The 24,050-nt window shown below is 62.1% G+C and carries 20 protein-coding genes and 2 tRNA genes; 6 read left to right on the top strand and 16 right to left on the bottom strand.

Going from position 1 to position 24,050, the window contains the following annotated elements; genetic code table 11:
- Positions 1–9: 9 nt before the first annotated feature.
- The 4 genes from HU762_RS15520 to HU762_RS15505 all read left to right on the top strand — a co-directional run bounded on the left by HU762_RS15520 (position 10) and on the right by HU762_RS15505 (position 3,155).
- Positions 10–96 (top strand) — tRNA-Leu (locus HU762_RS15520).
- A gap of 176 nt (positions 97–272) precedes the next feature.
- A tRNA-Leu gene (locus HU762_RS15515) sits at positions 273–359 on the top strand.
- Positions 360–591: 232 nt separating this feature from the next.
- Entirely contained in the window at positions 592–1,602 is a 1,011-nt protein-coding gene (locus tag HU762_RS15510; RefSeq protein WP_186638507.1) for an extracellular solute-binding protein, read from the top strand.
- Positions 1,602–3,155, top strand: a complete 1,554-nt coding sequence (locus HU762_RS15505) for an iron ABC transporter permease (RefSeq protein WP_186638505.1) — start codon at positions 1,602–1,604, stop codon at positions 3,153–3,155. The genes HU762_RS15510 and HU762_RS15505 overlap by 1 nt, the downstream gene beginning before the upstream one ends.
- Positions 3,156–3,237: 82 nt before the next feature.
- Here HU762_RS15505 and HU762_RS15500 read toward each other — a convergent pair whose 3' ends face one another.
- The 12 genes from HU762_RS15500 to HU762_RS15445 form a co-directional block, all read right to left on the bottom strand.
- Positions 3,238–5,172 (bottom strand): methyl-accepting chemotaxis protein, encoded by a 1,935-nt coding sequence (locus HU762_RS15500; RefSeq protein ID WP_186638503.1) that lies wholly within the window; start codon positions 5,170–5,172, stop codon positions 3,238–3,240.
- Between the two features lie 150 nt (positions 5,173–5,322).
- Positions 5,323–6,615 (bottom strand): adenylosuccinate synthase, encoded by a 1,293-nt coding sequence (locus HU762_RS15495; RefSeq protein ID WP_039592540.1) that lies wholly within the window; start codon positions 6,613–6,615, stop codon positions 5,323–5,325.
- Positions 6,616–6,670: 55 nt separating this feature from the next.
- Positions 6,671–7,858, bottom strand: a complete 1,188-nt coding sequence (locus tag HU762_RS15490) for an ATP phosphoribosyltransferase regulatory subunit (RefSeq protein ID WP_186638501.1) — start codon at positions 7,856–7,858, stop codon at positions 6,671–6,673.
- Positions 7,859–8,179: 321 nt separating this feature from the next.
- Entirely contained in the window at positions 8,180–9,049 is an 870-nt protein-coding gene (gene hflC / locus HU762_RS15485) for a protease modulator HflC (RefSeq protein WP_186638499.1), read from the bottom strand.
- Complete coding sequence (gene hflK / locus HU762_RS15480) at positions 9,049–10,221, bottom strand: FtsH protease activity modulator HflK (protein ID WP_186638497.1); 1,173 nt, start codon at positions 10,219–10,221, stop codon at positions 9,049–9,051. The genes hflC and hflK overlap by 1 nt, the downstream gene beginning before the upstream one ends.
- A gap of 85 nt (positions 10,222–10,306) precedes the next feature.
- A complete protein-coding gene (hflX, locus tag HU762_RS15475) occupies positions 10,307–11,608 on the bottom strand; it encodes a ribosome rescue GTPase HflX (RefSeq protein ID WP_186638495.1) in 1,302 nt (433 codons plus the stop codon).
- Positions 11,609–11,620: 12 nt separating this feature from the next.
- On the bottom strand, positions 11,621–11,881 hold the full coding sequence (gene hfq, locus HU762_RS15470) for an RNA chaperone Hfq (protein ID WP_003186419.1): 261 nt from the start codon (positions 11,879–11,881) through the stop codon (positions 11,621–11,623).
- Positions 11,882–11,972: 91 nt separating this feature from the next.
- Complete coding sequence (gene miaA, locus HU762_RS15465) at positions 11,973–12,944, bottom strand: tRNA (adenosine(37)-N6)-dimethylallyltransferase MiaA (RefSeq protein WP_186638487.1); 972 nt, start codon at positions 12,942–12,944, stop codon at positions 11,973–11,975.
- Positions 12,944–14,857: a DNA mismatch repair endonuclease MutL gene (mutL, locus tag HU762_RS15460; protein ID WP_186638486.1), complete on the bottom strand. Its 1,914-nt coding sequence runs from the start codon at positions 14,855–14,857 to the stop codon at positions 12,944–12,946. Before mutL ends, miaA begins: the two co-directional genes overlap by 1 nt.
- The gene (locus HU762_RS15455; RefSeq protein WP_186638485.1) at positions 14,854–16,284 is read right to left on the bottom strand and encodes an N-acetylmuramoyl-L-alanine amidase; all 1,431 of its coding nucleotides are present in this window, start codon (positions 16,282–16,284) and stop codon (positions 14,854–14,856) included. Before HU762_RS15455 ends, mutL begins: the two co-directional genes overlap by 4 nt.
- Positions 16,285–16,287: 3 nt before the next feature.
- Positions 16,288–16,755, bottom strand: a complete 468-nt coding sequence (tsaE, locus tag HU762_RS15450) for a tRNA (adenosine(37)-N6)-threonylcarbamoyltransferase complex ATPase subunit type 1 TsaE (protein WP_072407098.1) — start codon at positions 16,753–16,755, stop codon at positions 16,288–16,290.
- A complete protein-coding gene (locus HU762_RS15445; RefSeq protein WP_186638484.1) occupies positions 16,743–18,242 on the bottom strand; it encodes an NAD(P)H-hydrate dehydratase in 1,500 nt (499 codons plus the stop codon). The genes tsaE and HU762_RS15445 overlap by 13 nt, the downstream gene beginning before the upstream one ends.
- A gap of 63 nt (positions 18,243–18,305) precedes the next feature.
- On the opposite strand from HU762_RS15445, the gene queG reads away from it, so the two are divergent.
- Positions 18,306–19,385 carry a tRNA epoxyqueuosine(34) reductase QueG gene (gene queG, locus HU762_RS15440; protein WP_186638482.1) on the top strand — a complete coding sequence of 360 codons (1,080 nt, stop codon included), beginning with the start codon at positions 18,306–18,308 and terminating at the stop codon, positions 19,383–19,385.
- Here queG and HU762_RS15435 read toward each other — a convergent pair.
- Positions 19,367–19,981 carry a trimeric intracellular cation channel family protein gene (locus HU762_RS15435; protein ID WP_186615643.1) on the bottom strand — a complete coding sequence of 205 codons (615 nt, stop codon included), beginning with the start codon at positions 19,979–19,981 and terminating at the stop codon, positions 19,367–19,369. The two genes, queG and HU762_RS15435, sit on opposite strands and share 19 nt — an antisense overlap.
- Positions 19,982–20,217: 236 nt before the next feature.
- On the bottom strand, positions 20,218–20,760 hold the full coding sequence (gene orn / locus HU762_RS15430) for an oligoribonuclease (RefSeq protein ID WP_186638480.1): 543 nt from the start codon (positions 20,758–20,760) through the stop codon (positions 20,218–20,220).
- Between the two features lie 109 nt (positions 20,761–20,869).
- Here orn and rsgA point away from each other — a divergent pair, with 109 nt between their 5' ends.
- Positions 20,870–21,901, top strand: coding sequence for a small ribosomal subunit biogenesis GTPase RsgA (rsgA, locus tag HU762_RS15425; RefSeq protein WP_186638478.1), 1,032 nt, complete (start codon positions 20,870–20,872; stop codon positions 21,899–21,901).
- Positions 21,902–22,058: 157 nt separating this feature from the next.
- Here the strand turns inward: rsgA and motB are convergent, their stop codons facing one another.
- Positions 22,059–23,105 carry a flagellar motor protein MotB gene (gene motB / locus HU762_RS15420; protein ID WP_186638468.1) on the bottom strand — a complete coding sequence of 349 codons (1,047 nt, stop codon included), beginning with the start codon at positions 23,103–23,105 and terminating at the stop codon, positions 22,059–22,061.
- Between the two features lie 3 nt (positions 23,106–23,108).
- Entirely contained in the window at positions 23,109–23,960 is an 852-nt protein-coding gene (gene motA / locus HU762_RS15415) for a flagellar motor stator protein MotA (RefSeq protein ID WP_186611872.1), read from the bottom strand.
- Between the last annotated feature and the right edge of the window lie 90 nt (positions 23,961–24,050).

The raw sequence follows: 24,050 nt of genomic DNA, 5'->3' as shown, positions 1-24,050 counted from the left end.
GTCGATACTGCCCAGATGGTGAAATTGGTAGACACGCCAGCTTCAGGTGCTGGTGACCGCAAGGTCGTGGAAGTTCGAGTCTTCTTCTGGGCACCAATTCAAGCTTCAAGGTTTCTTGCCTTGAGCCTCTCAAAAACCCGCGAAAGCGGGTTTTTGCGTTTCGCCCCACTGGTTTTCCGTTTTGGCAATTATCAAAACAAAAACAGGGGTTTACAGATCAAAACGCGCTCCGTATAGTGCGCCACATCAACAGCGGCAACGCTGAAGATGCTGCCCAGATGGTGAAATTGGTAGACACGCCAGCTTCAGGTGCTGGTGACCGCAAGGTCGTGGAAGTTCGAGTCTTCTTCTGGGCACCAATTCAAGCTTCAAGGTTTACACACCTTGAACCTCACAAAAACCCGCGAAAGCGGGTTTTTGCGTTTCCGGGCTTAACGCCCCCTCCGTGGCGAGGGAGCTTGCTCCCGCTGGAGGGCGCAGCCCTCCCTGACAATCCGCCAGACAAACCAGACTCCCCAAGCCGCACATGAGAAACAATATCGTTTATCATTGTTACAAGTTTTTGCTACACGACAGTGAGGAACCCCGCGAATGATGTTTCGAACCACCCTGCGCCGCGCCCTGACCTTCACCCTGCTCGGCCTGACCCTCGCCACGCCCCTCACCGAAGCCGCCGACAAGGTAGAACTGACCCTCTACAACGGCCAGCACAAAGAAGTAGGCGACGAATTGGCCAAGGCCTTCGAAGCCAAGACCGGTATCCATGTCAACGTGCGCAAGGGCAGCAGCAACCAGCTCGCCAGCCAAGTGGTCGAAGAAGGTGAGCGCTCCCCAGCCGATGTGATCTACACCGAAGAATCGCCTCCGCTGAACAAACTCGGCGAGCAAGGCTTGCTGGCGAAGATCGATGACGCCACCCTCGACGTACTGCCCAAGGACTATGTGGCCCGCGACGGCGCCTGGATGGGCGTGACCGCCCGCGTGCGCGTGGTCGCCTACAACCCCAAGCTGATCGACGAAAAAGACCTGCCGAAAACCGTCCTCGATTTTGCTCAGCCGCAATGGCAGGGCAAGGTCGGCTTCGTTCCGACCAGCGGTGCGTTCCAGGAACAAGCCGTCGCCATTATCAAATTGCATGGCAAGGAAGCAGCCGAAGAATGGCTCACCGGGCTGCGCGCGTTCGGCAAGGTCTACAGCAACAACATGGTTGCCCTCAAGGCCGTGGAGAACGGCGAAGTGGCGACCGTGCTGGTGAACAATTACTACTGGTTCGCCCTGCAGCGGGAAAAAGGCCAGCTCGACTCCAAGCTGCACTATTTCACTGGCGGCGATGCCGGCGGCCTGGTTACCGTCTCCAGCGCAGCTGCGCTCAAATCCAGTAAACACCCCAAGGAAGCCCAACAATTGCTCGCCTACATGGCCAGTGAAGAAGGCCAGCGCGTGATCACCCAGACGTCCGCCGAATACCCGCTGCACAAGGGCATGACGTCGGATCGCGGCCTCAAGCCTTTCAACGAACTCGAACCACCGAAAGTCACCCCGGCCGACCTCGGCAACGCCGAAGAAGCACTGGAGCTGGAACGTGAAGTCGGCCTGAACTGATGACGCCTTCGCTGACTGCCGGGAATTACGTTCCGCGGCGCAAGCGCCCGTCGATCGGGTTGCTGGTTCCCGTGTTGCTGCTGGTGCTGCTGAGTGCTCTGCCGCTGCTGTACGTCACCGTAAAAGCCTGGCAAGCCGGCTGGGCCGAGGCGCTGCACCTGCTCTGGCGGCCTTACGTGTTCGGCTTGCTGCGCAACACCCTGGCCCTGATGATCGGCGTCACGCTGGCCTGCGGCATCATCGGCCTGTCCCTGGCCTGGCTGCTGGAGCGCAGTGACCTGCGGGGCCGCCGGGTCTGGGGCGTCATTTTGTGCCTGCCGTTCGCGGTGCCGGCGTTTGTCAGCAGCTTCACCTGGGTCTCCCTGAGCGCCCAATTCGAAGGGCTGGGCGGGGCAATCCTGGTGATGACCCTGTCCAAATACCCGCTGATCTTTCTTCCCGTGGCAGCAACCCTGCGCAACCTCGACCCTTCCCTCGAAGAGTCCGCGCGCACCTTGGGGCAGAATCGCTGGGGCGTGTTCTTTCGCGTCACCCTGCCGCTGCTCTGGCCTTCGCTGCTGGCCGGCTCATTGTTGATTGCCCTGCACATGCTGGTGGAGTTCGGCGCGCTGTCGATCATCGGCCTGCAAACCTTTACCACAGCGATTTATCAGCAATTCGAGCTGGAATTCAGCAATGCCAATGCCGCCATGCTGTCGGCCGTGTTGTTGGCGCTGTGCCTGGCCCTGCTGTGGCTGGAGTTGCGAGTGCGCGGCAGGGGCCGTCATGTGCGCACCGGACAGGGCGCGGCGCGACAGCCCGAGCAAGTGCGACTCGGTGACTGGGCAGTACCCGGTCAGTTGTATTGCCTGGCATTGGCGGTCATTGGCAGCGGTATTCCGCTGGGGATGTTGGCGTACTGGCTGGCGGTGGGCACTTCCGCCGCATTTCCGGCGGGCGAAATCGGCGAGGCGCTGCTGTCATCGCTGGCGCTTTCACTTGGCGGCGCCGCGCTCTGCCTGATACTCGCGGTGCCGGTCGGCCTGCTGGTGGTACGTCATAAGGGTCGCCTGGCGCTATGGGCCGAACGCCTGCCCTACTTGCTGCACGCCCTGCCAGGGCTGGTGATCGCCCTGAGCCTGGTGTATTTCGCCCTGCATTATGTACCGGCGCTGTACCAGACTTCAGGTCTGCTGCTGATTGCCTATGCGCTGCTGTTCCTGCCGCTGGCCCAAGCGCCGGTGCGTACCGCGCTGAACAAGGCTGCGCCGCAGCTGGAAGAGGCCGCGCGAACACTGGGAGCTTCGTCGCTCAGTGCGTTCTGCCGCGTGACGCTGCCGATCATCTTCCCGGCGCTGGGCGCGGCGTTCGCGCTGGTGTTCCTGGATGCGATGAAAGAGTTGACCGCCACGCTGCTGCTCAGCCCCACCGGGCTCAACACGTTGGCAACAGCCGTATGGGCTCATACGTCGAATGTGGAGTTCGCAGCAGCTGCGCCTTATGCAGCGCTGTTGATCCTGGTGTCGGGGCTGCCGGTTTATCTGCTGACGACGCGGATGTATCTGAGCCGCTGAAGCGGCCATCGCAAGCAAGCTCGTTCCACAAGGCAACCCTGTGGGCGAGCTTGCCTGCGAAAGGCCAGCGCAGGCTTTTCGATCAAGCCCTGAACTGCCCCAGGCTCGCCTTCAACTGCGCCGCCAAATTGTCCAGCACCTTACCGCTGGCCGTGGTCTCGACCACGGCCTGGGCGGCTTTTTCGGCCTGGACATGAATGGTTTCCACTCGGCTGCGCACCGCTTGCGCGCCTTGGGCCTGATGCGCGGCTGCCTGGGTTGCCAGGCCGATGGCCGCATGGACTTGCTCGACGGAGGCCTGCACCGACTGCTGCAACCGCGCGCTGTCGCGCAGCACCAACAAACCCTCGCTGGCCTGGCGCCCGGCCTGACCAATCGCAGCCACTGCTTCACGCGCGCCCTGTTGCAAGGCGACGATATGGGCCTGGATGTCGCCGGTCGAACTCTGGGTCTTGCTCGCCAGCGCCCGCACCTCATCCGCCACCACCGCAAACCCACGTCCGGTTTCGCCGGCCCGCGCCGCCTCGATGGCTGCGTTCAAGGCCAGCAGGTTGGTTTGCTCGGCGATGCCATGAATCACAGTCAGCACCACTTCGATCTGCTCGCTCTGCTGCGCCAGCCGCTCGATGACTTTCGCCCCTGTATCGACCTGACCGGCCAACGCCTCGATCAACCCCCCCACCTTGGCCGAAGTGCGGGTGTTTTCGTCGGTCGCCTTGCGAATCTCCACCACCTGCTGCAACGCCGCCTGCATCGCCTGGCTTTCCGACTGCGCTTCGTCGGCCATTTGCGACAGCGCCCGCAAGCTCTCGGCCACTTCATCGCGCTGCATGCCGGCCGCCGCATCGGCACCGGAGTTGCGCAAGGTCATCGCGCCAATTTCCTGACCGGTCCGCTGGGCCACATCCCCTGCCTCGCGCACGATGGGCTGCAACTTATCCACAAAGCGGTTGACTGCCGAGGCCATCTCGCCGATCTCGTCCTTGCTGTTGATTTGCACGCGCTTGGTCAAGTCGCCCTCGCCCGCCGCCAGGTCGTTCATCGCCGCGATCAGTAGCTTCAGGCGATTGACCACCCGACGCCCCAGCACCACGGCCAGCAACACCAGAACGCCAAAGCCCACCAACGCCAGGCCCAGGCCGATACGCCAGCGCAAGGTTCCTGCGGCCTCTTGCACGGTAGCGGCGGTGTTGGTCTGCATTTGCGTGGCGGTTGCCTGCGCCGAACCCAAGCGGCCGCGCATGGCGGCGGCGCTGTCGGCGGCGGCACCCTTGAGGCTGTCGCCCACCAGTTGGTCGCTGCTGGCAATCAACGCAGCAAAGCGTTGGTCGAGAGCCCTCAGATCGGTCTCAACGGAGGCCGTCGACACCCCCATCAACACCTTGCCGATTTCCACGCCGTTGGGGTTGATCGAAGCTTCGAGGTAATACACGGAGGGATCGTTCTTCGCAGCATCCAGCACTTTGTCCAGCGCGCGCTCGCCCTTGCCCTTTTCCAGCAAGGCCTTGTTGATCGGGTTCTCCCGGTTCAGGTAGCGCGTAAGGTGTTCACCGGCGGCGTCGTCATAAATGACAAACAGCACGTTGGGATTGCGCTGGGCCCGGCGGGCGAATTCAGAAAGGGTCGGCACGTCGCTGTCCCACATGGCGCGCGGAGCGACCGAAGCCAGAAGCTGCGCCATATCATTGGCGGACTCCTTGAGGCTTTTCTCCAGCGTCGTGCGCAGTTGCGCCTGCTCGTCCTTCAATCGCGTGGACAAACCGGCGGTAAGGCGCTGCCGGGTGCTGGCCGACAAGCTGTCCAGGCTTGAGGTGACTTCATGCCCGGCCTGCTCCAGTTCACCAGACAACTTTTGACTGTCGCCCCCCAGCCGCGCGTTTAGATCGGCCTCCAGCGCGGTGACCGTGCTTCGGGTCAGCGCAACGGCGACCAGCACTTGCACCAAAAGGGCGATACCGAGGGTAACGAACACCGGCCGCAGCAGACGGCTTTGTAACAGTGAGAGAACGGCCGACACAGGAGAATCCCTCTACTAACGCCATTAATTTGATAGCACTCGTATAGACGTGCCGGTAATGGAGTTGCAAAGCAAGTGTCGTGCCGCACGGGCGGCAGAAATGACAAAGGACCCTAACGAGGGTCCTTTGTGTTTTACATCAACGACTTATCAGCCGAATGGGTGACGCAGAACGATGGTTTCGTTACGGTCCGGCCCCGTCGAAATAATGTCGATCGGCGCGCCGACCAACTCTTCGACACGCTTGATGTAATTGCGAGCCGCTACAGGCAGCTCTTCCAAGGTCTTGGCGCCTACGGTCGATTCGGTCCAGCCTGGCATCTGCTCATACACCGGCTCCAGGCCGATGTAGCTGTCGGCATCGGTCGGTGCGTCGATGACCGCGCCGTCCTGGTTCTTGTAGCCCACGCAGATGTTGATGGTCTCCAGGCCGTCCAGTACGTCCAGCTTGGTCAGGCACAGGCCCGAGATGCTGTTGACGTCGATGGCGCGACGCAGGATCACGGCATCGAACCAGCCGCAACGACGAGCACGACCGGTGGTAGCACCGAACTCGTGGCCGCGCTTGGCCAGGAAGGCACCGACATCGTCGAACAGCTCGGTCGGGAACGGACCCGAGCCGACGCGGGTTGTGTAGGCCTTGGTGATGCCCAGGATGTAGTCCAGGTACATCGGGCCAAAACCCGAACCGGTGGCGATGCCGCCCGCGGTGGTGTTGGAGCTGGTGACGTACGGGTAGGTGCCGTGGTCGATGTCCAGCAACGAGCCCTGGGCGCCTTCGAACATGATGTCCTTGCCGGCGCGGCGCAGCTCGTGCAGCTCGGCGGTGACGTCGAGCATCATCGGCTTGAGCAGCTCGGCGTACTCCATGCACTCGTCCAGGGTCTTCTGGAAGTCGATGGCCGGCTCTTTGTAATAGTTGACCAGGACAAAGTTGTGGTAGTCCAGCAACTCGCCCAGCTTGGCGGCGAAACGCTCGCGGTGGAACAGGTCACCGATGCGCAGGCCGCGACGGGCGACCTTGTCTTCGTAGGCCGGGCCGATGCCGCGACCGGTGGTGCCGATCTTCAGTTCGCCACGCGCCTTTTCACGGGCCTGGTCCAGCGCAACGTGATAGGACAGGATCAGCGGGCAGGACGGGCTGATGCGCAGGCGCTCGCGCACCGGCACGCCCTTCTCTTCCAGCTTGATGATTTCCCGCAGCAGGGCGTCGGGCGCAACCACCACGCCGTTGCCGATCAGGCACTGCACACCTTCGCGCAATACGCCCGACGGGATCAGGTGCAGGACGGTTTTTTCACCATCGATCACCAAGGTGTGACCTGCGTTGTGGCCACCCTGGTAGCGCACTACGGCGGCAGCATGTTCGGTCAGCAGATCAACGATCTTGCCTTTGCCCTCATCACCCCACTGGGTGCCCAGGACTACGACATTCTTACCCATAACACTTGTCCTCATTCGCGCAAACTTGGTGCCGGCTGATGGCCGGCAGGAAAACTCAAGAAGCCAGCGGCAATACTTGCCAAAGCCCGTTCTGCTGAATCAATTGCCGGTCGCAGTCCGCTTCACGGGCGGCGGCCAAAGGCTGCCCAGGCAATGCCTGGACAACACGCTGACCCTCACTGCGCAACTGGCAGACCATCTGCCAGAGTGCCGCATCCGTACTGTCAGGCATCCAGATACCGCCAGACGGTAGCTCGATTTCAGCACGCCCCAGGGTCACCAGGGTTTTCAAATCGGTAGAGAAACCGGTCGCCGGACGGGCGCGACCAAAGTCGGCACCGATGTCGTCGTAGCGACCGCCCTGGGCGATGGACTGGCCAACACCCGGCACGAACACGGCGAACACCACGCCGGTGTGATAGTGATAACCGCGCAACTCGCCCAGGTCGAAATACAGCGGCAACTCGGGGAAGCGCACCGACAAACGATCGGCAATCGCCAGCAGATCGTCCAGTGCCGCCAACACCGGCGCCGGCGCATGGGCCAAGCGTTCACGGGCCGCAGCCAACACCTCACGGCCGCCACACAGATCCACCAACGCACGCAACATGCCGGACAACTCGGCCGGCAGGCCTTCGGTCAGGCTGACAACCTCGTCGATGGCCTTGCGCTGCAGCGCGTCGAACAACTGCTGTTCCACTTCGCCGGACAAACCGGCCGCACGGGCCAGGCCACGGTAGATGCCGACATGCCCCAGGTCCATGTGGACATCCGGCACGTCAGCCAGTTGCAGCATAGCCAACATCAGGCTGATGACTTCTACGTCACTGCTCGGGCTGGCGTCGCCATACAGCTCGGCGCCCAGCTGGATCGGGCTGCGCGAAGACGACAAGGCACGCGGCTGGGCATGCAGGACACTGCCGGCGTAGCACAGCCGGCTGGGACCTTCGCGGCGCAGGGTGTGGGCGTCGATGCGTGCCACTTGCGGCGTGATGTCGGCACGAAAGCCCATCTGCCGACCCGACTGAGGATCGATAACCTTGAAGGTGCGCAGGTCCAGGTCCTGGCCCGCGCCGGTCAGCAGGGATTCCAGGTACTCGATATGCGGGGTAACGACGAACTCGTAACCCCAGCTCTGGAACAGATCCAACACCTGCCGACGCGCAACTTCAATACGCGCAGCTTCCGGTGGCAGTACTTCTTCGATGCCATCTGGCAGCAGCCAGCGGTCTACCGTTGCCATTACGCCATTCCCCTATGGTCCGGGCGGCCAGCCTTCAGGCTGGCCTTGAGTGAAGCAGAAAATGCCGGCGCCATGCGAAGATCCGCAAACCACGCGCAAGGGCGACGTGACGAATGGCCCTGGATCGGCCTCGCCAAGCACTTTCCTCGAAAAACCTGTCGAGTCGTTCAACCCGACACCTGCACCTGTAACCACAATCAAACGTGCAGACGCAAAAAAGCCGGGAATTTCCCGGCTGCCGCATCATACACACGTTTTCCGAAAGGATCACCCCGCCCGACGTTTTAGCCGCCGGGCGGAGTGCTTCAGGTCAACGTCGCATCAAGGCTTGGACTTTTCCAGGTACTGGAAGAAGTCACTGCTTGGGTCCAGGACCAGAACGTCGGATTTGTTCGCGAAGCTTTCACGGTAGGCACGCAGGCTACGGTAGAACGCGTAGAACTCCTGATCCTGACCATAAGCCTTGGAGTAGATCGAAGCGGCCTGGGCATCACCATCACCACGGACCTCTTCCGATTCACGATAGGCTTCGGCTAGCAGCACGCGGCGTTGGCGATCGGCGTCGGCACGGATGCCTTCGGCCAGCTCGTTACCCTTGGCGCGGTGCTCGCGAGCTTCACGCTCACGCTCGGTGCTCATCCGCTCGAACACGCTGCGGTTCACTTCCTTCGGCAGGTCGATGGCCTTGACCCGGACATCGACGACTTCGATCCCCAGCTCTTTTTCCGCCATCGCATTCAGCGAACGGGTGATGTCGGCCATGAGCGCATCACGCTCACCAGACACCACTTCGTGCAGGGTGCGCTTACCGAACTGGTCCCGCAGGCCCGACTCCAGGCGACGTGACAGACGCTCGTCGGCGATCTGCTTGAGGCCCGAGGTCGCGGTGTAGAAGCGCTCGGCATCCTTCACGCGCCACTTGGCATAGGCATCCACCATCACGGCTTTCTTTTCCAGCGTCAGGAAGCGTTGCGTCGGTGCATCCAACGTCATCAGGCGAGCGTCGAACTTGCGCACCTTGTTGACGTACGGCACTTTCACATGCAGCCCCGGCTGGACATCAGCCTGGACCACGCGACCGAATTGCAGCAACACCGCCCGCTCGGTCTGAGCCACGATGTAGAAGCAGTTCCAGGCAGCGATCGCCACGACGACACCGACAATAAGGGCGATCAGCGATTTATTGCTCATCAGCGACTCTCCCTGGTACGTGCTTGCTGTTGCTGCAGATCCGCCGCCGCGCGGGCATTGGCTTCATTGCTGGCGGCTGCCGCGCTGGTCGGCGGCGTGCTGGTGTTGCGACCGCTCTCGACCATCTTGTCCAACGGCAAGTACAGCAGATTGCTCTGGCCGTTCTTGTTGCCGGTCACGAGGACCTTGCTGGTATTGCTGAAGACTTCCTGCATGGTGTCCAGGTACAGACGCTGGCGGGTCACTTCGGGGGCCTTGCGATACTCGGCTACCAGTTTGGTGAAGCGATCAGCCTCACCCTTGGCGCGGGAGACCACTTCGTCGCGATAACCGTTGGCATCCTCGATGATGCGCTGGGCCTGACCACGGGCTTCCGGCACGACGCCATTGGCATAGGTTTCGGCCTGGTTGCGCGAACGCTGCTCGTCTTCACGGGCACGGATCACGTCATCGAAGGCTTCCTGGACTTCACGCGGTGCCGCTGCGCTCTGCACGTTGACCTGGGTGACGGTGATACCGGTGCGATAGGTGTCGAGGAAGCGCTGCAGGCGCTCCTTGATTTCGCTGGCCATCAGTTCACGACCTTCGGTCAGCACCTGGTCCATGGCGGTGGAACCCACCACATGGCGCAAGGCACTTTCGGTCGCGTGCTGCAGGCTGATTTCCGGCTGGTCGACGTTCAGCACGAAGTCCTGCAGGTTGGTGATCTTGTACTGCACGGTCAGCGGCACTTCGACGATGTTTTCGTCTTCGGTCAGCATCTGGCCCTGCTTGGTGTAGGCACGCTCACGCGTGACGTTCTCCATGTACTTCTGATCGATCGGCGGGAAGTAGATGTTCAGGCCCGGGCCTACGGTTTCGTAGTACTTGCCGAAGCGCAGCACCACGGCCTGCTCCTGCTCGTCCACGACATAGACCGCGCTGTACAGCCAGACAGCCGCGAGCACGACAAGACCGATGCCGAGCAGGCCAAAACCGCCGCCCTTGCCCGGACGGCTGCCGCCATCGTCACCGCGTTTCTTACCACCACCGAACAAACCGTTCAGGCTTTCCTGCAGCTTGCGGAAGGCCTCGTCGAGATCCGGTGGTCCCTTGCGGTCGCCGTTGTTACGACGCTTGCCGCCCCAGGGATCCTGGTTATTCGAGTTGCCACCCGGCTCATTCCAAGCCATAGCGCTCTCCATCTGATAAAGCAAAGACGCGCCCACGGCGCGCCGGCCAATGCTACAGAATGCCTGACACAGCTTTCTCAGGCTTTTATTGCAAAGTGTGTTGCTCGATGAATTCCATCGGTTGCAGCCCTTCACGACTGACCAACCGGTTCAGTTCCGCCCGAGGCAGGCGAACGGCCAACAGGCAGACGCCATCTTCATCATGTTCTTCTTTCTGCACCGCGCCCAACTCGAAGAATTGGGCACGCAGCCGGGCAAAACGCTGGGGCAGCTTCAAGGTGCCGACGAACAAGTCATCGCCCAACAGCTCCGCCACGGCCTGCTTGAGCAGGTCCAGTCCACTGCCATCACGAGCTGACAGCCAGACCCGTTGCGGCTTGCCGTCGGCATCGCGCTGGATCTGCGGCTCCACGCCCTCGAGCAAATCGAGTTTGTTGTATACCTCGAGGATCGGCAAGTCCTGGGCCCCGATCTCGCCCAGCACGATCATTACCTGCTCGATCTGCAGCATCCGGTCCGGCTCGGCGGCATCGATCACGTGCAGCAGCAGGTCGGAGTTGCTCGACTCTTCGAGCGTAGCCCGGAAAGCCTCGACGAGTTTATGCGGAAGGTGACGGATGAAGCCCACGGTGTCGGCCAGCACGATCGGCCCGAGGTCAGCCAGGTCGAGCCGGCGCAGGGTCGGGTCGAGCGTGGCGAACAACTGGTCGGCGGCGTAGACGTCGGACTGAGTGACGTTGTTGAACAAGGTCGATTTGCCGGCGTTGGTATAACCCACCAGTGAAACCGTCGGGATGTCCGCCCGCTTGCGACCACGACGCGACTGCTCGCGCTGGCTGCGGACCTTTTCCAGCCGCCCCTTGATCTGGCGCAGGCGAACCCGCAACAGGCGCCGGTCGGTTTCCAGCTGGGTTTCACCCGGACCACGAAGGCCGATCCCGCCTTTCTGGCGTTCAAGGTGAGTCCAGCCGCGGACCAGCCGCGTACTCATGTGTTCAAGCTGGGCCAGTTCGACCTGGAGCTTGCCTTCATGGGTACGTGCGCGTTGGGCGAAGATGTCGAGAATCAGCCCTGTGCGGTCGATCACGCGGCACTCGAAGACACGTTCGAGGTTGCGCTCCTGACTGGGCGTAAGGATGTGATTGAAAATCACCAGATCGATGTGCTCGGCCTTGACCAGGTCGCGCAACTCCTCGACCTTGCCACTGCCGATCAGGAACTTGGCGGTTGGCCGATGACGCGGCACGTTGACAAACGCGACGGTCTCGGCGCCGGCCGAAATTGCCAATTCCTGAAACTCCTGCGGATCTTCGCGCGCCTCAGGGTCCTGTCCTTCCAAGTGAACGAGAATAGTCCGCTCACCACCACCGTGGCGCTCAAAGAACAAAGGAGGCTCCTATCAAGCGTTACCCGGTTCAGCGTCACCGCCTTCGGATTCGGTTGCACTAGGCAGACGAATTGGACGAACCGGCACCACTGTCGAGATAGCGTGTTTGTAGACCATTTGGCTGACGGTGTTCTTCAGCAGGATGACGAACTGGTCGAAAGACTCGATCGTGCCTTGCAGTTTGATCCCGTTGACCAGATAGATGGACACCCCAACTTTTTCTTTACGTAAAGTGTTCAAGTAAGGGTCTTGTAGCGAATGCCCTTTTGACATGTGCCGCACTCCTTTAAGGATCAATTATAAAAATCGGAATCAGATGGCTTGGGCCGTCACACCCCCAAGGATAGACGGCAATTGCAAGGACTCAGCTCAATATGGAGATGGTCCCAAGGTATTTCAAGGCGCGTGGCAGATTGTCGCAATCAAGGCTGTCGAGCCAATGCAAGTCAGTCCAGCTGCGCAGCCAGGTGAACTGGCGCTTTGCCAATTGGCGCGTGGCGATAATTCCGCGCTCGCGCATCTCGGCTGACGTCAGCTTGCCGTCCAGGTAGTCCCAGACTTGTCGATAACCTACCGCACGTATAGACGGCAACCCGGCATGCAGGTCACTTCGCTCACGCAGGGCTACGACCTCGTCTATGAATCCCTGTTCCAACATTAATGCGAATCTTTGTTCAATTCGCCGATGCAGCACTTGCCGGTCCGCCGGAGCGATGGCCAGATTCGCGACAGTATAGGGCAATTGTTGCAGTCCCGAAGCGGCTGCTTCAGTACTTTGCGCAGATTGTCGCTGCCTGAGGGCCGTCATGCTCTGGCCGCTGACCCGATAGACCTCCAGGGCCCGGCTGAGCCGCTGCGGGTCATTGGGGTGAATACGCGCCGCCGACTGCGGGTCGATGACCGCCAATTGCTCATGAAGTGCTTGCCAACCAAGGCGCGCGGCTTCTTCTTCGATCTGCGCGCGCACTTCGGGGTCGGCCGCCGGCATGTCCGCCAGCCCGTCGACCAAGGCCTTGTAATACAGCATGGTGCCGCCCACCAGCAGCGGGATCTTGCCCCGGGCGGTGATCTCGGCCATGGCCTGGAGCGCGTCACGGCGAAAATCGGCTGCCGAATAAGCCTCGGCCGGGTCCAGGATGTCGATCAAGCGATGGGGAAATTCGGCCAGCAATTCTTTTGACGGCTTGGCGGTGCCGATGTCCATGCCGCGGTACACCAGCGCCGAATCGACGCTGATCAACTCGCAGGGAAGGACTTTGGTCAGTTCAATGGCCAGGTCGGTCTTGCCGGCGGCCGTCGGCCCCATCAGGAAAATCGCAGGAGGGAGCTGGTTCATCAACGACCGCGCAGGAACAGTTTGTCCAGGTCGTCCAGGCCCAGTTGGGTCCAGGTCGGCCGGCCGTGGTTGCATTGGCCACTGCGTTCGGTGTTTTCCATGTCCCGCAGCAGGCCGTTCATCTCCGGCAGGGCCAGGCGCCGGTTGGCACGGATCGCGCCGTGACAGGCCATGGTGCCGAGCAGTTCATTCAGGTGCGCCTGGATCCGGTCACTGGTGCCGTACTCCATCAAGTCCGCCAGCACATCGCTGACCAGCCGATTGGCCTCGGCCTGTTTCAACAAGGCCGGGATCTGCCGGATCGCCAGGGTTTCCGGCCCCAGCCGCTGCAACTCAAAGCCCAGGCGCTGGAACCAGCTCACATGCTCTTCCGCACAATCGGCTTCGCGCTGGCTGACCGCCAGGGATTCGGGCACCAACAGCGGTTGCCCGCTCAGGCCTTCGCTGGCCATGGCGACTTTCAAGCGCTCGTACATGATCCGCTCGTGGGCGGCGTGCATGTCCACCAGGACCAGGCCCTGGGCGTTTTCCGAGAGAATATAGATGCCCTTGAGCTGAGCCAGGGCATAACCCAGCGGCGGGATGTCGCCCTGGCCGTCGGGAAGTGCCGCCGCGCCGTTCTCCGGCAATGGCTTGAAGAATTCCCGATAGGCCGCCTGGGCCTCGGCTGCCGGCACGTTCGATTGCGGGCGTGGGGTGTATTGATACTGATAGCCGCTGCCGGCACCGTTGCCGGCCGTGTTGTAGCTCGGCTGTGGCTGGGGTTGCTCCAGCAGCGCATTGGCCGCCAGGCGCATTTCGCCCTGAGGTCCAAATTCGCCAGCATCCAGCCCCGTTGGCCGGACCATGCCCGCCACTGCCGCCGGAGCCGCGAGTTGATCTTCCGGCCGCACGTCGCCCAGCGCCCGGTGCAAGGTGCCATAGAGGAAATCATGGACCATGCGCCCATCACGGAAACGCACTTCGTGCTTGGTCGGATGGACATTGACGTCCACCACCGAAGGGTCGACCTCGAAAAACAATACAAAAGTCGGATGCCGTCCGTTGAACAACACATCGCGGTACGCCTGGCGCACGGCGTGGGCCACCAGTTTGTCGCGAACCGCACGACCGTTCACATAGAAATACTGCAAGTCCGCCTGGCTGCGGGAGAACGTCGGCAACCCAACCCAGCCCCACAGGTGCAGGCCATTGCGCTCCACCTCGATAGGCAATGCCTGTTCCAGGAAACCCGCACCGCACACCGCGCCGACACGTCGGGCGCGGGCCGCATCGTCGTGGGCCTCGTGCAGGCTGAGGATGGTCTTGCCGTTGTGACGCAGGTGGAACGCCACGTCAAAACGCGCCAGGGCCAGGCGCTTGATGACTTCCTGCAGGTGGTCGAACTCAGTCTTCTCGGCCTTGAGAAACTTGCGCCGGGCCGGGGTGTTGAAGAACAGATCGCGCACTTCCACCGACGTGCCAACCGGATGGGCCGCGGGCTGGACGCGAGAGGCCATGTCGCGGCCTTCGGTCTCGACCTGCCAGGCCTGCTCGGCGTCGCGGGTGCGAGAGGTGAGGGTCAGGCGCGACACGGAGCTAATGGAGGCCAGGGCCTCGCCACGAAACCCCAGGCTCATGACCCGTTCCAGGTCTTCGAGGTCGCGGATCTTGCTGGTGGCGTGACGGGCCAGGGCCAGCGGCAAATCGTCGGAAGGAATGCCGCCACCGTCATCGCGTACCCGCAGCAACTTGACGCCGCCCTGCTCGACATCGACATCGATGCGCTTGGCCCCGGAGTCGAGGCTGTTTTCCAGCAATTCCTTGATGACCGAGGCCGGGCGTTCGACCACCTCGCCGGCGGCGATCTGGTTCGCCAGCCGAGGGCTGAGCAGTTCGATGCGGGCGGTGCTGCCGATCACGTCGTCACTCATTGCTTGGCCGCCACTTCATTGCCCGGAATGGTCAGGGTCTGGCCGATCTTGAGCTCGTCACTCTTGAGATTGTTGGCGCTGCGCAAGGTGGCGGGCGACACCTGGTAACGCACGGCAATCATGGCCAGGGTTTCGCCAGGATTGACCCGGTGATCCCGTGGACCCTGGACGATCTTGCCGGAATCGCGCAGCCAGGCGATGTAGGTGCCCGGCGGCGGATTCTGCTGGAAGAACTGCCGCACGCCGCTGCTGATGGATCGGGCCAGGGCCTGCTGATGGCTCGCAGACGACAGTTTCGAGGCTTCGTTGGCATTGGAGATGAACCCGGTCTCCACCAGGATCGACGGGATGTCCGGCGACTTGAGCACCATGAACCCGGCCTGCTCGACGCGCTGCTTGTGCAGCGGCGTGACGCGCCCGATATTGCTCAGGACTTTCTGGCCGACGTTCAGGCTGGAGGTCAACGAAGCGGTCATCGACAAGTCAAGCAACACACCCGCGAGCATCCGGTCCTTGTCGTCGAGGCTGACATTGCCCGCACCACCAATCAGGTCGGAGCGGTTTTCACTGTCGGCCAGCCAACGGGCGGTCTCGGAGGTTGCACCGCGGTCGGACAGGGCAAACACCGAGGCCCCGAATGCGGCTTTCGAAGGCGCGGCGTCAGCGTGGATCGAGACGAAAAGGTCGGCGCCCTTCTTGCGAGCAATTTCCGTGCGGCCGCGCAACGGGATGAAATAATCGCCAGTGCGGGTCAGTTCGGCGCGGAAGCCTTTCATGCCGTTGACCTGGCGCTGCAATTCGCGGGCGATCGAGAGCACCACGTCTTTTTCACGCTGCCCACGCGAACCTGAGGCGCCCGGGTCCTCGCCACCGTGGCCGGCGTCGATCACGACAATGATGTCGCGCTTGCCAGCAGGCGCCGGTGGGAGCTTGAGCGCAGGCTCGGTCGGGGTCACCGGCACCGCGGGCACCGTGGCAACCTTGGTCGGCGGCGGTGGCGGCGGGTCGGCATCGGACGGGTTGTCGAACAGGTCCACCACCAGTCGATTGCCGTACTGGGCGTTGGGGGCCAGGGTGAAGCTCTTCGGGGTCACGGCTTTTTTCAGGTCGATGACCACCCGCAGGTCGGTCGGCGTACGCTGGGCCGAGCGCATCGCGGTAATCGGTGTATTGGAGGTGGGCACGTTCAACGGCGCGCCGAGGGACGCACCATTGATGTCGATCACCAGGCGATCCGGGGCCGTGAGGGTAAAGACGCTGTGCTGCACCGGGCCAGTCAGGTCGAACACCAGCCTTGTATTGTCCGGCGCCCGCCAAAGGCGAACGCTGTTGACCTTTGTCTCAGCCACAGCATCGACGGCCAGTGCCGTAAGCAACAGTCCTACGACAGCAACCACCGCGCGAAAGCGCATACCAAACCCCATCATCAATTAGTTTTCCAATGCCAAAGCGGCACACCACGACTCGCCACGCGAGCCCTGCGGAGTCAGTTTCAACGAACGCCCGCCATTCTGCGCGCCAATGGTAATGGTCAGGTCGGGCTTTGGCAAAAAACCTGCACCTTTCTGGGGCCATTCGATCAGGCATAAGGCGTCGTCTTCGAAATAATCACGGATACCGAGGAACTCCAATTCTTCGGGGTCCACCAGCCGATACAGGTCGAAATGGAAGGCGCGGATGTCACCGATTTCGTAGGGCTCGACCAAGGTAAACGTCGGGCTCTTGACTGACCCGACGTGGCCGAGACCGCGGATAATGCCACGGGACAAGGTGGTTTTCCCCGCGCCGAGATCCCCTTCAAGAAAAATCAGGCCGTGGCCGGCGGTGATCTGCGCGATGCGGGCACCAAATTGTGTCATGGCATGTTCGTCCGCCACGTACAGGGTTACTTCAGACACGGTGAATGCTCCTCCAACAACTGACGAATGACCGGAATCAGGTCGGTCGCCACCAATCCACGTCCCAGTTGACCGGCTTGCGCGCCGGCACTGGCGTGCAACCAGACTGCCAGGCGGGCCGCGTCGAAGCCTTCCAGACCCTGGGCCAGCAAGGCGCCGACCACGCCGGCCAATACATCTCCCAGGCCAGCCGTGGCCATGGCCGGATGACCCTGGCGGCAAACGACCAGGCGACCGTCCGGACTCGCAATCAGGCTGCCGGCGCCCTTGAGGATCACGGTGGCTGTATATTTTTTGCTCAACGCATGGGCAGCCGCCGGACGATCGGCCTGCACCTGGACCGTGGAGATCCCCAGCAATCGCGCCGCCTCGCCCGGGTGTGGGGTGATGACGCAATGCCCGGGCAGGCTGACCGCGCCGCTGCTCAACAGGTTCAGCGCATCGGCATCCCAAACTTGCGGCAACGGCGCATTGGCCGCCGCCGACAACAGACTACGGCCCCAGGCGGCCTGGCCCAGGCCCGGCCCGACCACCAGCACGCTGGCCTGCTTGAGCAAGCCCATCAATTGGTTCGCCGAATGGGTGCCTTGCACCATGACTTCCGGCAAACGCGCCAGGACGCAGGTTACATGCTCGCTGCGCGTCGCCATGGAAATCATGCCCGCGCCGCAGCGCAGGGCGCTTTCGGCGCTCATCTGGATCGCGCCGCCGAAGCCCCGGTCGCCGCCGATCAACAACACATGACCGAACTTGCCTTTGTGGGATGTGGGCGCGCGAGGCGTCAGACGTGGCAGATTGCGCGGCAGGAGTAATAGAGCGCTGGCCGGTGCCGATTCAACGATGTCCGGGGCCGCGTGCAAGTCATTGAAAAACAACTCACCGACCCGGTCCGCCGCATCCCCCGTGAACAGGCCAAGCTTCAGGCCGATGAACGTCACGGTCAGGTCAGCTATCACCGCAGTGCCCAGCACTCGACCGGTATCGGCACACAATCCCGAGGGGATATCCACGGCGGCGACCGGCAGGCCACTGACGTTGATGGTATCGATGGCCCGCACATAAGGCTCGCGCACATCGCCACTCAGCCCCGTGCCGAGCAGTGCGTCGAGCAATACACCCCGCAACTCGCATTCGTCCGTCCAGGGTTCTACTGGCACACCAACCGCCACGGCTTCGGCGTGAGCATTGGCGGCATCACCGAGCAAACGCCGGGGCTCACCCACCGCCAGCACTCGGACCGACCAGCCGGCGCGCCGGGCCAGGGTCGCGACCAGGTAGCCATCGCCGGCGTTGTTGCCATGGCCGGCCAGCACGGTCAGCTCGCTGGCCTCGGGCCAGCGCCGGACAATGGCTCGCCAGGTGGCACGGGCGGCGCGCTGCATCAATTCGAAGCCGCTGGTGCCCGCCGCGATCAGTTGTGCGTCGAGGGCCCGGACCTGCGCGGCACTGTACAGCGCGTCGGGAAAATCATCTTTAGTCTGCGGCATGCGTCTTCGGGCTCCGATGTCTGGCAGAATTATACGCATCTCAGCTCCGGTTTCTCTCGCCTCATGCCTGCCATTCCCACCGATCTTGCCACTCTCGCCCAATCCATCAAGGACTGGGGCCGCGAGCTGGGTTTCCAGCAGGTCGGCATCAGCGGCCTGGACCTCGCCGAGCATGAACAGCACCTGCAACGCTGGCTCGAGGCCGGTTACCACGGCGAAATGGACTATATGGGCGCCCACGGCAACAAGCGCTCGCATCCAGAAGAATTGGTACCCGGCACCTTGCGCGTGGTGTCCCTGCGCATGGATTACCTGCCGGGCGACACGCAAATGGCGCAACGGCTTGCCCAACCGGAAAAAGCCTACGTCTCGCGTTATGCATTGGGCCGCGATTACCACAAATTGATCCGTAAACGCGTGCAGCAACTGGCAGAAAAAATCCAGGCGGCCATTGGCCCCTTTGGCTATCGCGCGTTCGTCGATAGCGCGCCGGTGCTGGAAAAAGCCATCGCCGAACAGGCCGGGCTGGGCTGGATCGGCAAGAACACCTTGGTGCTGAACCGCAAGGCCGGCAGCTATTTCTTCCTGAGCGAACTGTTCGTCGATCTTCCGCTCCCGGTAGACCCGCCCCATGCCAGCGAACATTGCGGAAAATGTACCGCCTGCCTGGATATCTGTCCTACCAACGCATTCGTCGGCCCCTACATACTGGATGCACGGCGGTGCATTTCCTACCTCACTATCGAGCTGAAAAATGCCATCCCGGAGGACCTGCGGCCATTGATCGGCAATCGGGTGTTCGGCTGTGACGACTGCCAGATCGTCTGCCCGTGGAACCGCTTCGCCCGGCCGTCGGGGGAAGGCGACTTCAAGCCCCGCCACAACCTGGACAATGCTGAACTGGCCGAATTGTTCATGTGGGATGAGGACAAATTCCTCAGCAACACCGAAGGTTCGCCACTGCGCCGCGCCGGTTACGAACGCTGGCTGCGCAACCTGGCGGTGGGGCTCGGGAACGCGCCTACGACGATACCGGTAATGGAAGCGTTGAAGGCGCGACGGGACTATCCGTCAGCCTTGGTGCAGGAACATGTGGAATGGGCGTTGCGCCAGCACGCCGAGCGTCAGACTTCGTCGTTATAGACAAACTTGGGCATCTCCCAGTGGAAGCGGATTGCCAGGAGCCGCAGCAGGAAACCGCCAAACAGCGTGATGAGGATCGACTGTTCGCTGGGCAGTTGCAGGAAAACGCATAACAAATAGCACCACGCGGCGGCAAACGAGACGCTGGCATAAAGCTCACGGCGGAAGATCAGCGGGATATCGTTGCAGAAAATGTCCCGGAGGATGCCGCCGAACACTCCTGTTATGACGCCGCTGACCGACGCCACCAACATGCCGTGCCCCATCTCCAGTGCGGTCATGCAGCCAATCAAGGTGAACGCCACCAGGCCCACGGCGTCGAGCACCAGGAACAGTGAGCGCAAGTGACGCATCCAGCGCGCCAGGAATACCGTCAGCATGGCCGCCGCGGTGGTCAGCACCAGGTATTCCGGATGCTTGACCCAAGTCAGCGGGTAGTGCCCCAGCAGCACGTCGCGCACCGAGCCGCCACCCAGCGCCGTGATGCAGGCGATCAGCACCACGCCGAACCAGTCCATGCCCCGTCGCCCGGCGGACAGCGCGCCGGTCATGGCTTCGGCGGTTATGGCGATCAGATACAGCATCAGCAGCATGATGGCGGTCCTTGCAGGAAGGCGCGCAGTCTAGCCAGTTTGGGCTGGCACCAAAAGAGGGCGGCGCCGCTCAACGGCTAAATCCCCTGTGGCGAGGGAGCTTGCTCCCGCTCGGCTGCGCAGCAGTCGCAAACCAGACGATTGAGTCTTCCTGGAAAACTGTTGGGGCCTGCTACGCAGGCCAGCGGGAGCAAGCTCCCTCGCCACAAAAGCAATCCCGCCAGTCGCTGGAGTGCCGGTTAGAACTTGATGAAATGCTTGCGGTAATGCTGCAACTCGGCGATGGACTCGCGAATGTCATCCAGGGCCAGGTGCGTGCTGCCTTTCTGGAAGCTGTCGCGAACTTCGGGGGCCCAGCGGGCGGCCAGCTCCTTGAGGGTCGAGACGTCCAGGTTGCGATAGTGGAAATAGCTTTCCAACGATTTCATGTGGGTATACAGGAAGCGCCGGTCCTGGCAGATGCTGTTGCCGCAGATCGGCGATTTGCCCCTCGGCACCCATTGCTCGAGGAAGGCGATGGTCCGGGCTTCCGCCTCGGCCATGCTGATCTTGCTGTCGCGCACCCGCTGGGTCAGGCCCGAGCCACCGTGCTGGCGAGTGTTCCACTCGTCCATGCCGGCCAGGATCTCGTCGCTGTGATGGATCGCAATTACCGGGCCTTCGGCCAAGGTGTTGAGATCGCTGTCGGTGACGATGGTGGCCATCTCGATGATGACGTCGGTGTCGGGGTTCAGACCGGTCATTTCCAGGTCGATCCAGATGAGGTTTTGCGGGTTTTGCATGGGAAAGCTCCTCGGCGTAGCTGCGCAGTTTAGCCTAGGCAGCCTCCGGGGCGTGCTAAACTCGCCGCCGTTTTACCCTATTCGCTGCATTTCTTCATACGGAACACCCATGGCCAAACGCCAACTCAATCGTCGTCAGAACTGGCGCATCGAAAAGATCCAGGGCGAGCGCGCCGCCCGCGCCGCCAAACGCGAGTCCAGCGCTGTCGAAGCCTTGGAAGGCGGTGACCTGGGCCCGGAACAGACCGGGCTGGTGATCGCTCACTTCGGTGTGCAGGTCGAGGTCGAGGCCAAGGAAGGCGAATTGGCCGGCCAGGTTTTTCGATGCCACTTGCGGGCCAACCTGCCAGCGCTGGTGACCGGCGACCAGGTCGTCTGGCGCGCCGGTAACCAGGGCATCGGCGTGATCGTCGCGCAATTGCCGCGCCACACCGAGCTGTGCCGTCCGGACAGCCGAGGCCAACTCAAGCCCGTGGCCGCCAACGTCGACATGATCGTGATCGTGTTCGCCCCGCTGCCCGAGCCTCATGCCAACTTGATCGACCGCTACCTGGTGGCAGCCGAGCACGCCGGCATCCGTCCGTTGCTGCTGCTCAACAAGTTCGACCTGATCGACGAACACAACGCCCCGGCGTTGAACGCGCTGCTGTCGGTCTATCGGGACCTGGGTTACCCGGTGCTGGAAGTCTCGGCTCATCACGGCAATGGCATGGAGCAGTTGCAGCAGCAACTGGACGGGCGCATCAGCGTGTTCGTCGGCCAGTCCGGCGTCGGCAAGTCTTCGCTGGTCAACAGCCTGCTGCCAGAAGTCGAAACCCGCGTCGGGCCGTTGTCCGAATTGTCTGGCCAGGGCACCCACACCACCACCACCGCGCGGCTGTTCCATTTCCCCGGTGGCGGAGAATTGATCGACTCGCCGGGTATCCGGGAATTCGGCCTGGGGCATGTCAGCCGGGCCGATGTCGAGGCCGGGTTCATCGAGTTCAACGAGCTGATCGGCACCTGCCGCTTCCGTGATTGCAAGCACGACCGCGAGCCCGGTTGCGCCCTGCTAAAGGCATTGGAAGAAGGTCGCGTGCATCAGCAACGGATGAACAGCTACCGCTCGATCATCGCCAGCCTGCCGGAAAGCAGTTACTGACCCCAGTTAGACGATCGTTCCCACGCTCTGCGTGGTAACGCATCCGGTGACGCTCTGCGTCACAAGGGACGCGGAGCGTCCTGGGCGACATTCCCACGCAGAGCGCGGGAACGATCAGACGGAAAAAAGCCGACGATGATGTCGGCTTTTTTGTGGGTCACTGCGCCGGCGGTTCCGTCGGTTTCGGTGCGGCGTCGTCGAACAGGTTCAGGCGTTCGCGCAACTCATGGGCCGGCACCGGCTGCTGGTCCGCTGGCAGCGCGTTCGGATCAGCCGCCGCACCAGGCGTCACGGGTGCAGTGGGCGCTTCACCCGGCGCGCCCTCGCTTTGAGCTGGGTCTGGCGCCGGATCGTCGGTCTGCGAACCTTCGATGGCTTTCTGCGCCTTCTTGGTCAACACCACGATATCAATACGCCGGTTGACCGGGTTGAACGGTTCCTTGCGATCGAACAGCGCCGAGGACGCGTAACCGACGACCCGCGCCACTTGCTCGTCCGGGTAGCTGCCCGCCACCAGGGCGCGCCGCGCTGCGTTGGCCCGGTTGGCCGAGAGCTCCCAGTTACCGAAGTCGCCTTTGCCAACGTACGGCTTGGCATCGGTATGACCGCTGATGCTGATCTTGTTCGGCACCGCTTTGATGGTATCGGCCATGGCCAACAGGATGTCTTCGAAATAGGGTTTCAGCCGCGCGCTGCCCGAGTCGAACATCGGCCGGTTATCGGCGTCCATGATCTGGATGCGCAGGCCGTTCGGGGTGATCTCGAAGAGGATCTGGTCCTTGAATTTCTGCAGCTCCGGGTTCTCCTCGACCTTGTTCTGCAATTCCTGCAGCAGCAACTCCAGGCGCTCGCGCTCGACCTGCTCGGCCATGCCTTCGGCCTCATTGGCGTCGACGGTCGCCTTGTCGGGCTGAGGCTGCGACTTGACCTCGGGGTTGAGCGTATTTTCCGGCGCGAGGACGGGCGAGCCGCCCAGATCGATAATGTACGGCGTGCCGCTCTCGGAAAAACCGACCGGATCCTTGAAGTACCCGGCGATGGCGATCTTCTGTTCCGGGGTCGCGGTGGACAGCAGCCACAGCACCAGGAAGAACGCCATCATCGCCGTCGCGAAGTCGGCAAAGGCGATTTTCCAGGCACCGCCATGGTGTCCGCCGGCAATGCGCTTGATGCGCTTTACGATGATCGGCTGATTATTTTCCATTGCTTAGCGACCGCGAACCGCTTGTTCCAGCTCGGCGAAGCTTGGACGATGCGCCGGGTACAGGACTTTGCGACCGAACTCCACCGCCAGGGATGGCGGCATGCCCGAGGCGGAGGCCACGAGCGAAGCCTTGATGGCCTCGTAGACATTGAGCTCTTCCTTGGCGTCGTGGGCCAGGGAATGGGCCAGCGGGCCGAAAAAGCCATAGGCGGCCAGAATACCGAAGAACGTACCTACCAGCGCCGCACCTACGTGCAGGCCGATGGACGCCTGATCGCCCTCACCCAGGGAGGCCATGGTCACCACGATACCCAATACCGCCGCGACGATACCGAAACCGGGCATGCCGTCGGCGATGCCGTTGACCGCGTGCGACGGATGTTCCAAGTCTTCCTTGAGGCTGTACAGCTCCATGTCGAACAGGCCTTCGAGCTCATGGGGCGCCATGTTGCCGGACGACATGATGCGCAGGTAATCACAGATGAACGCGGTCATGCGCTCATCCTTCAGTACGGTGGGGTACTTGGCGAAAATCGGGCTGGAGGCGGCGTCTTCGATATCGCCCTCAATCGCCATCATGCCTTCACGGCGGCTTTTGTTGAGGATCTCGTAAACCAGCCCCAGCACTTCCAGGTAGAAGGTGTGGCTGAAACGCGAGCCGAACATGCTCAAGGATTTCTTGAGCACGTGCATGGTCATATAGCCAGGGTTGGCCTGCAGGAATGCGCCAAGGGCCGCACCGCCGATGATCAATACCTCGAAAGGTTGGATCAGGGCTGCGATCTTGCCATGGGAGAGCACGTATCCGCCGAGTACGCTCGCGAACACGACAATGATGCCGATAATTTTAGCCATAGGTAGAAAGTACTTATTTAAGTCGGGTTCAAGGTCATATTCGGAAGCTGAAAAATCTCTTCTTCTACTTATCGGCAAAACTGCGCCAGA

The organism is Pseudomonas sp. SWRI92, assembly GCF_014268685.1.
Taxonomy (GTDB): domain Bacteria; phylum Pseudomonadota; class Gammaproteobacteria; order Pseudomonadales; family Pseudomonadaceae; genus Aquipseudomonas; species Aquipseudomonas marvdashtae.
This window is presented reverse-complemented; position numbering and strand designations above follow the sequence as displayed.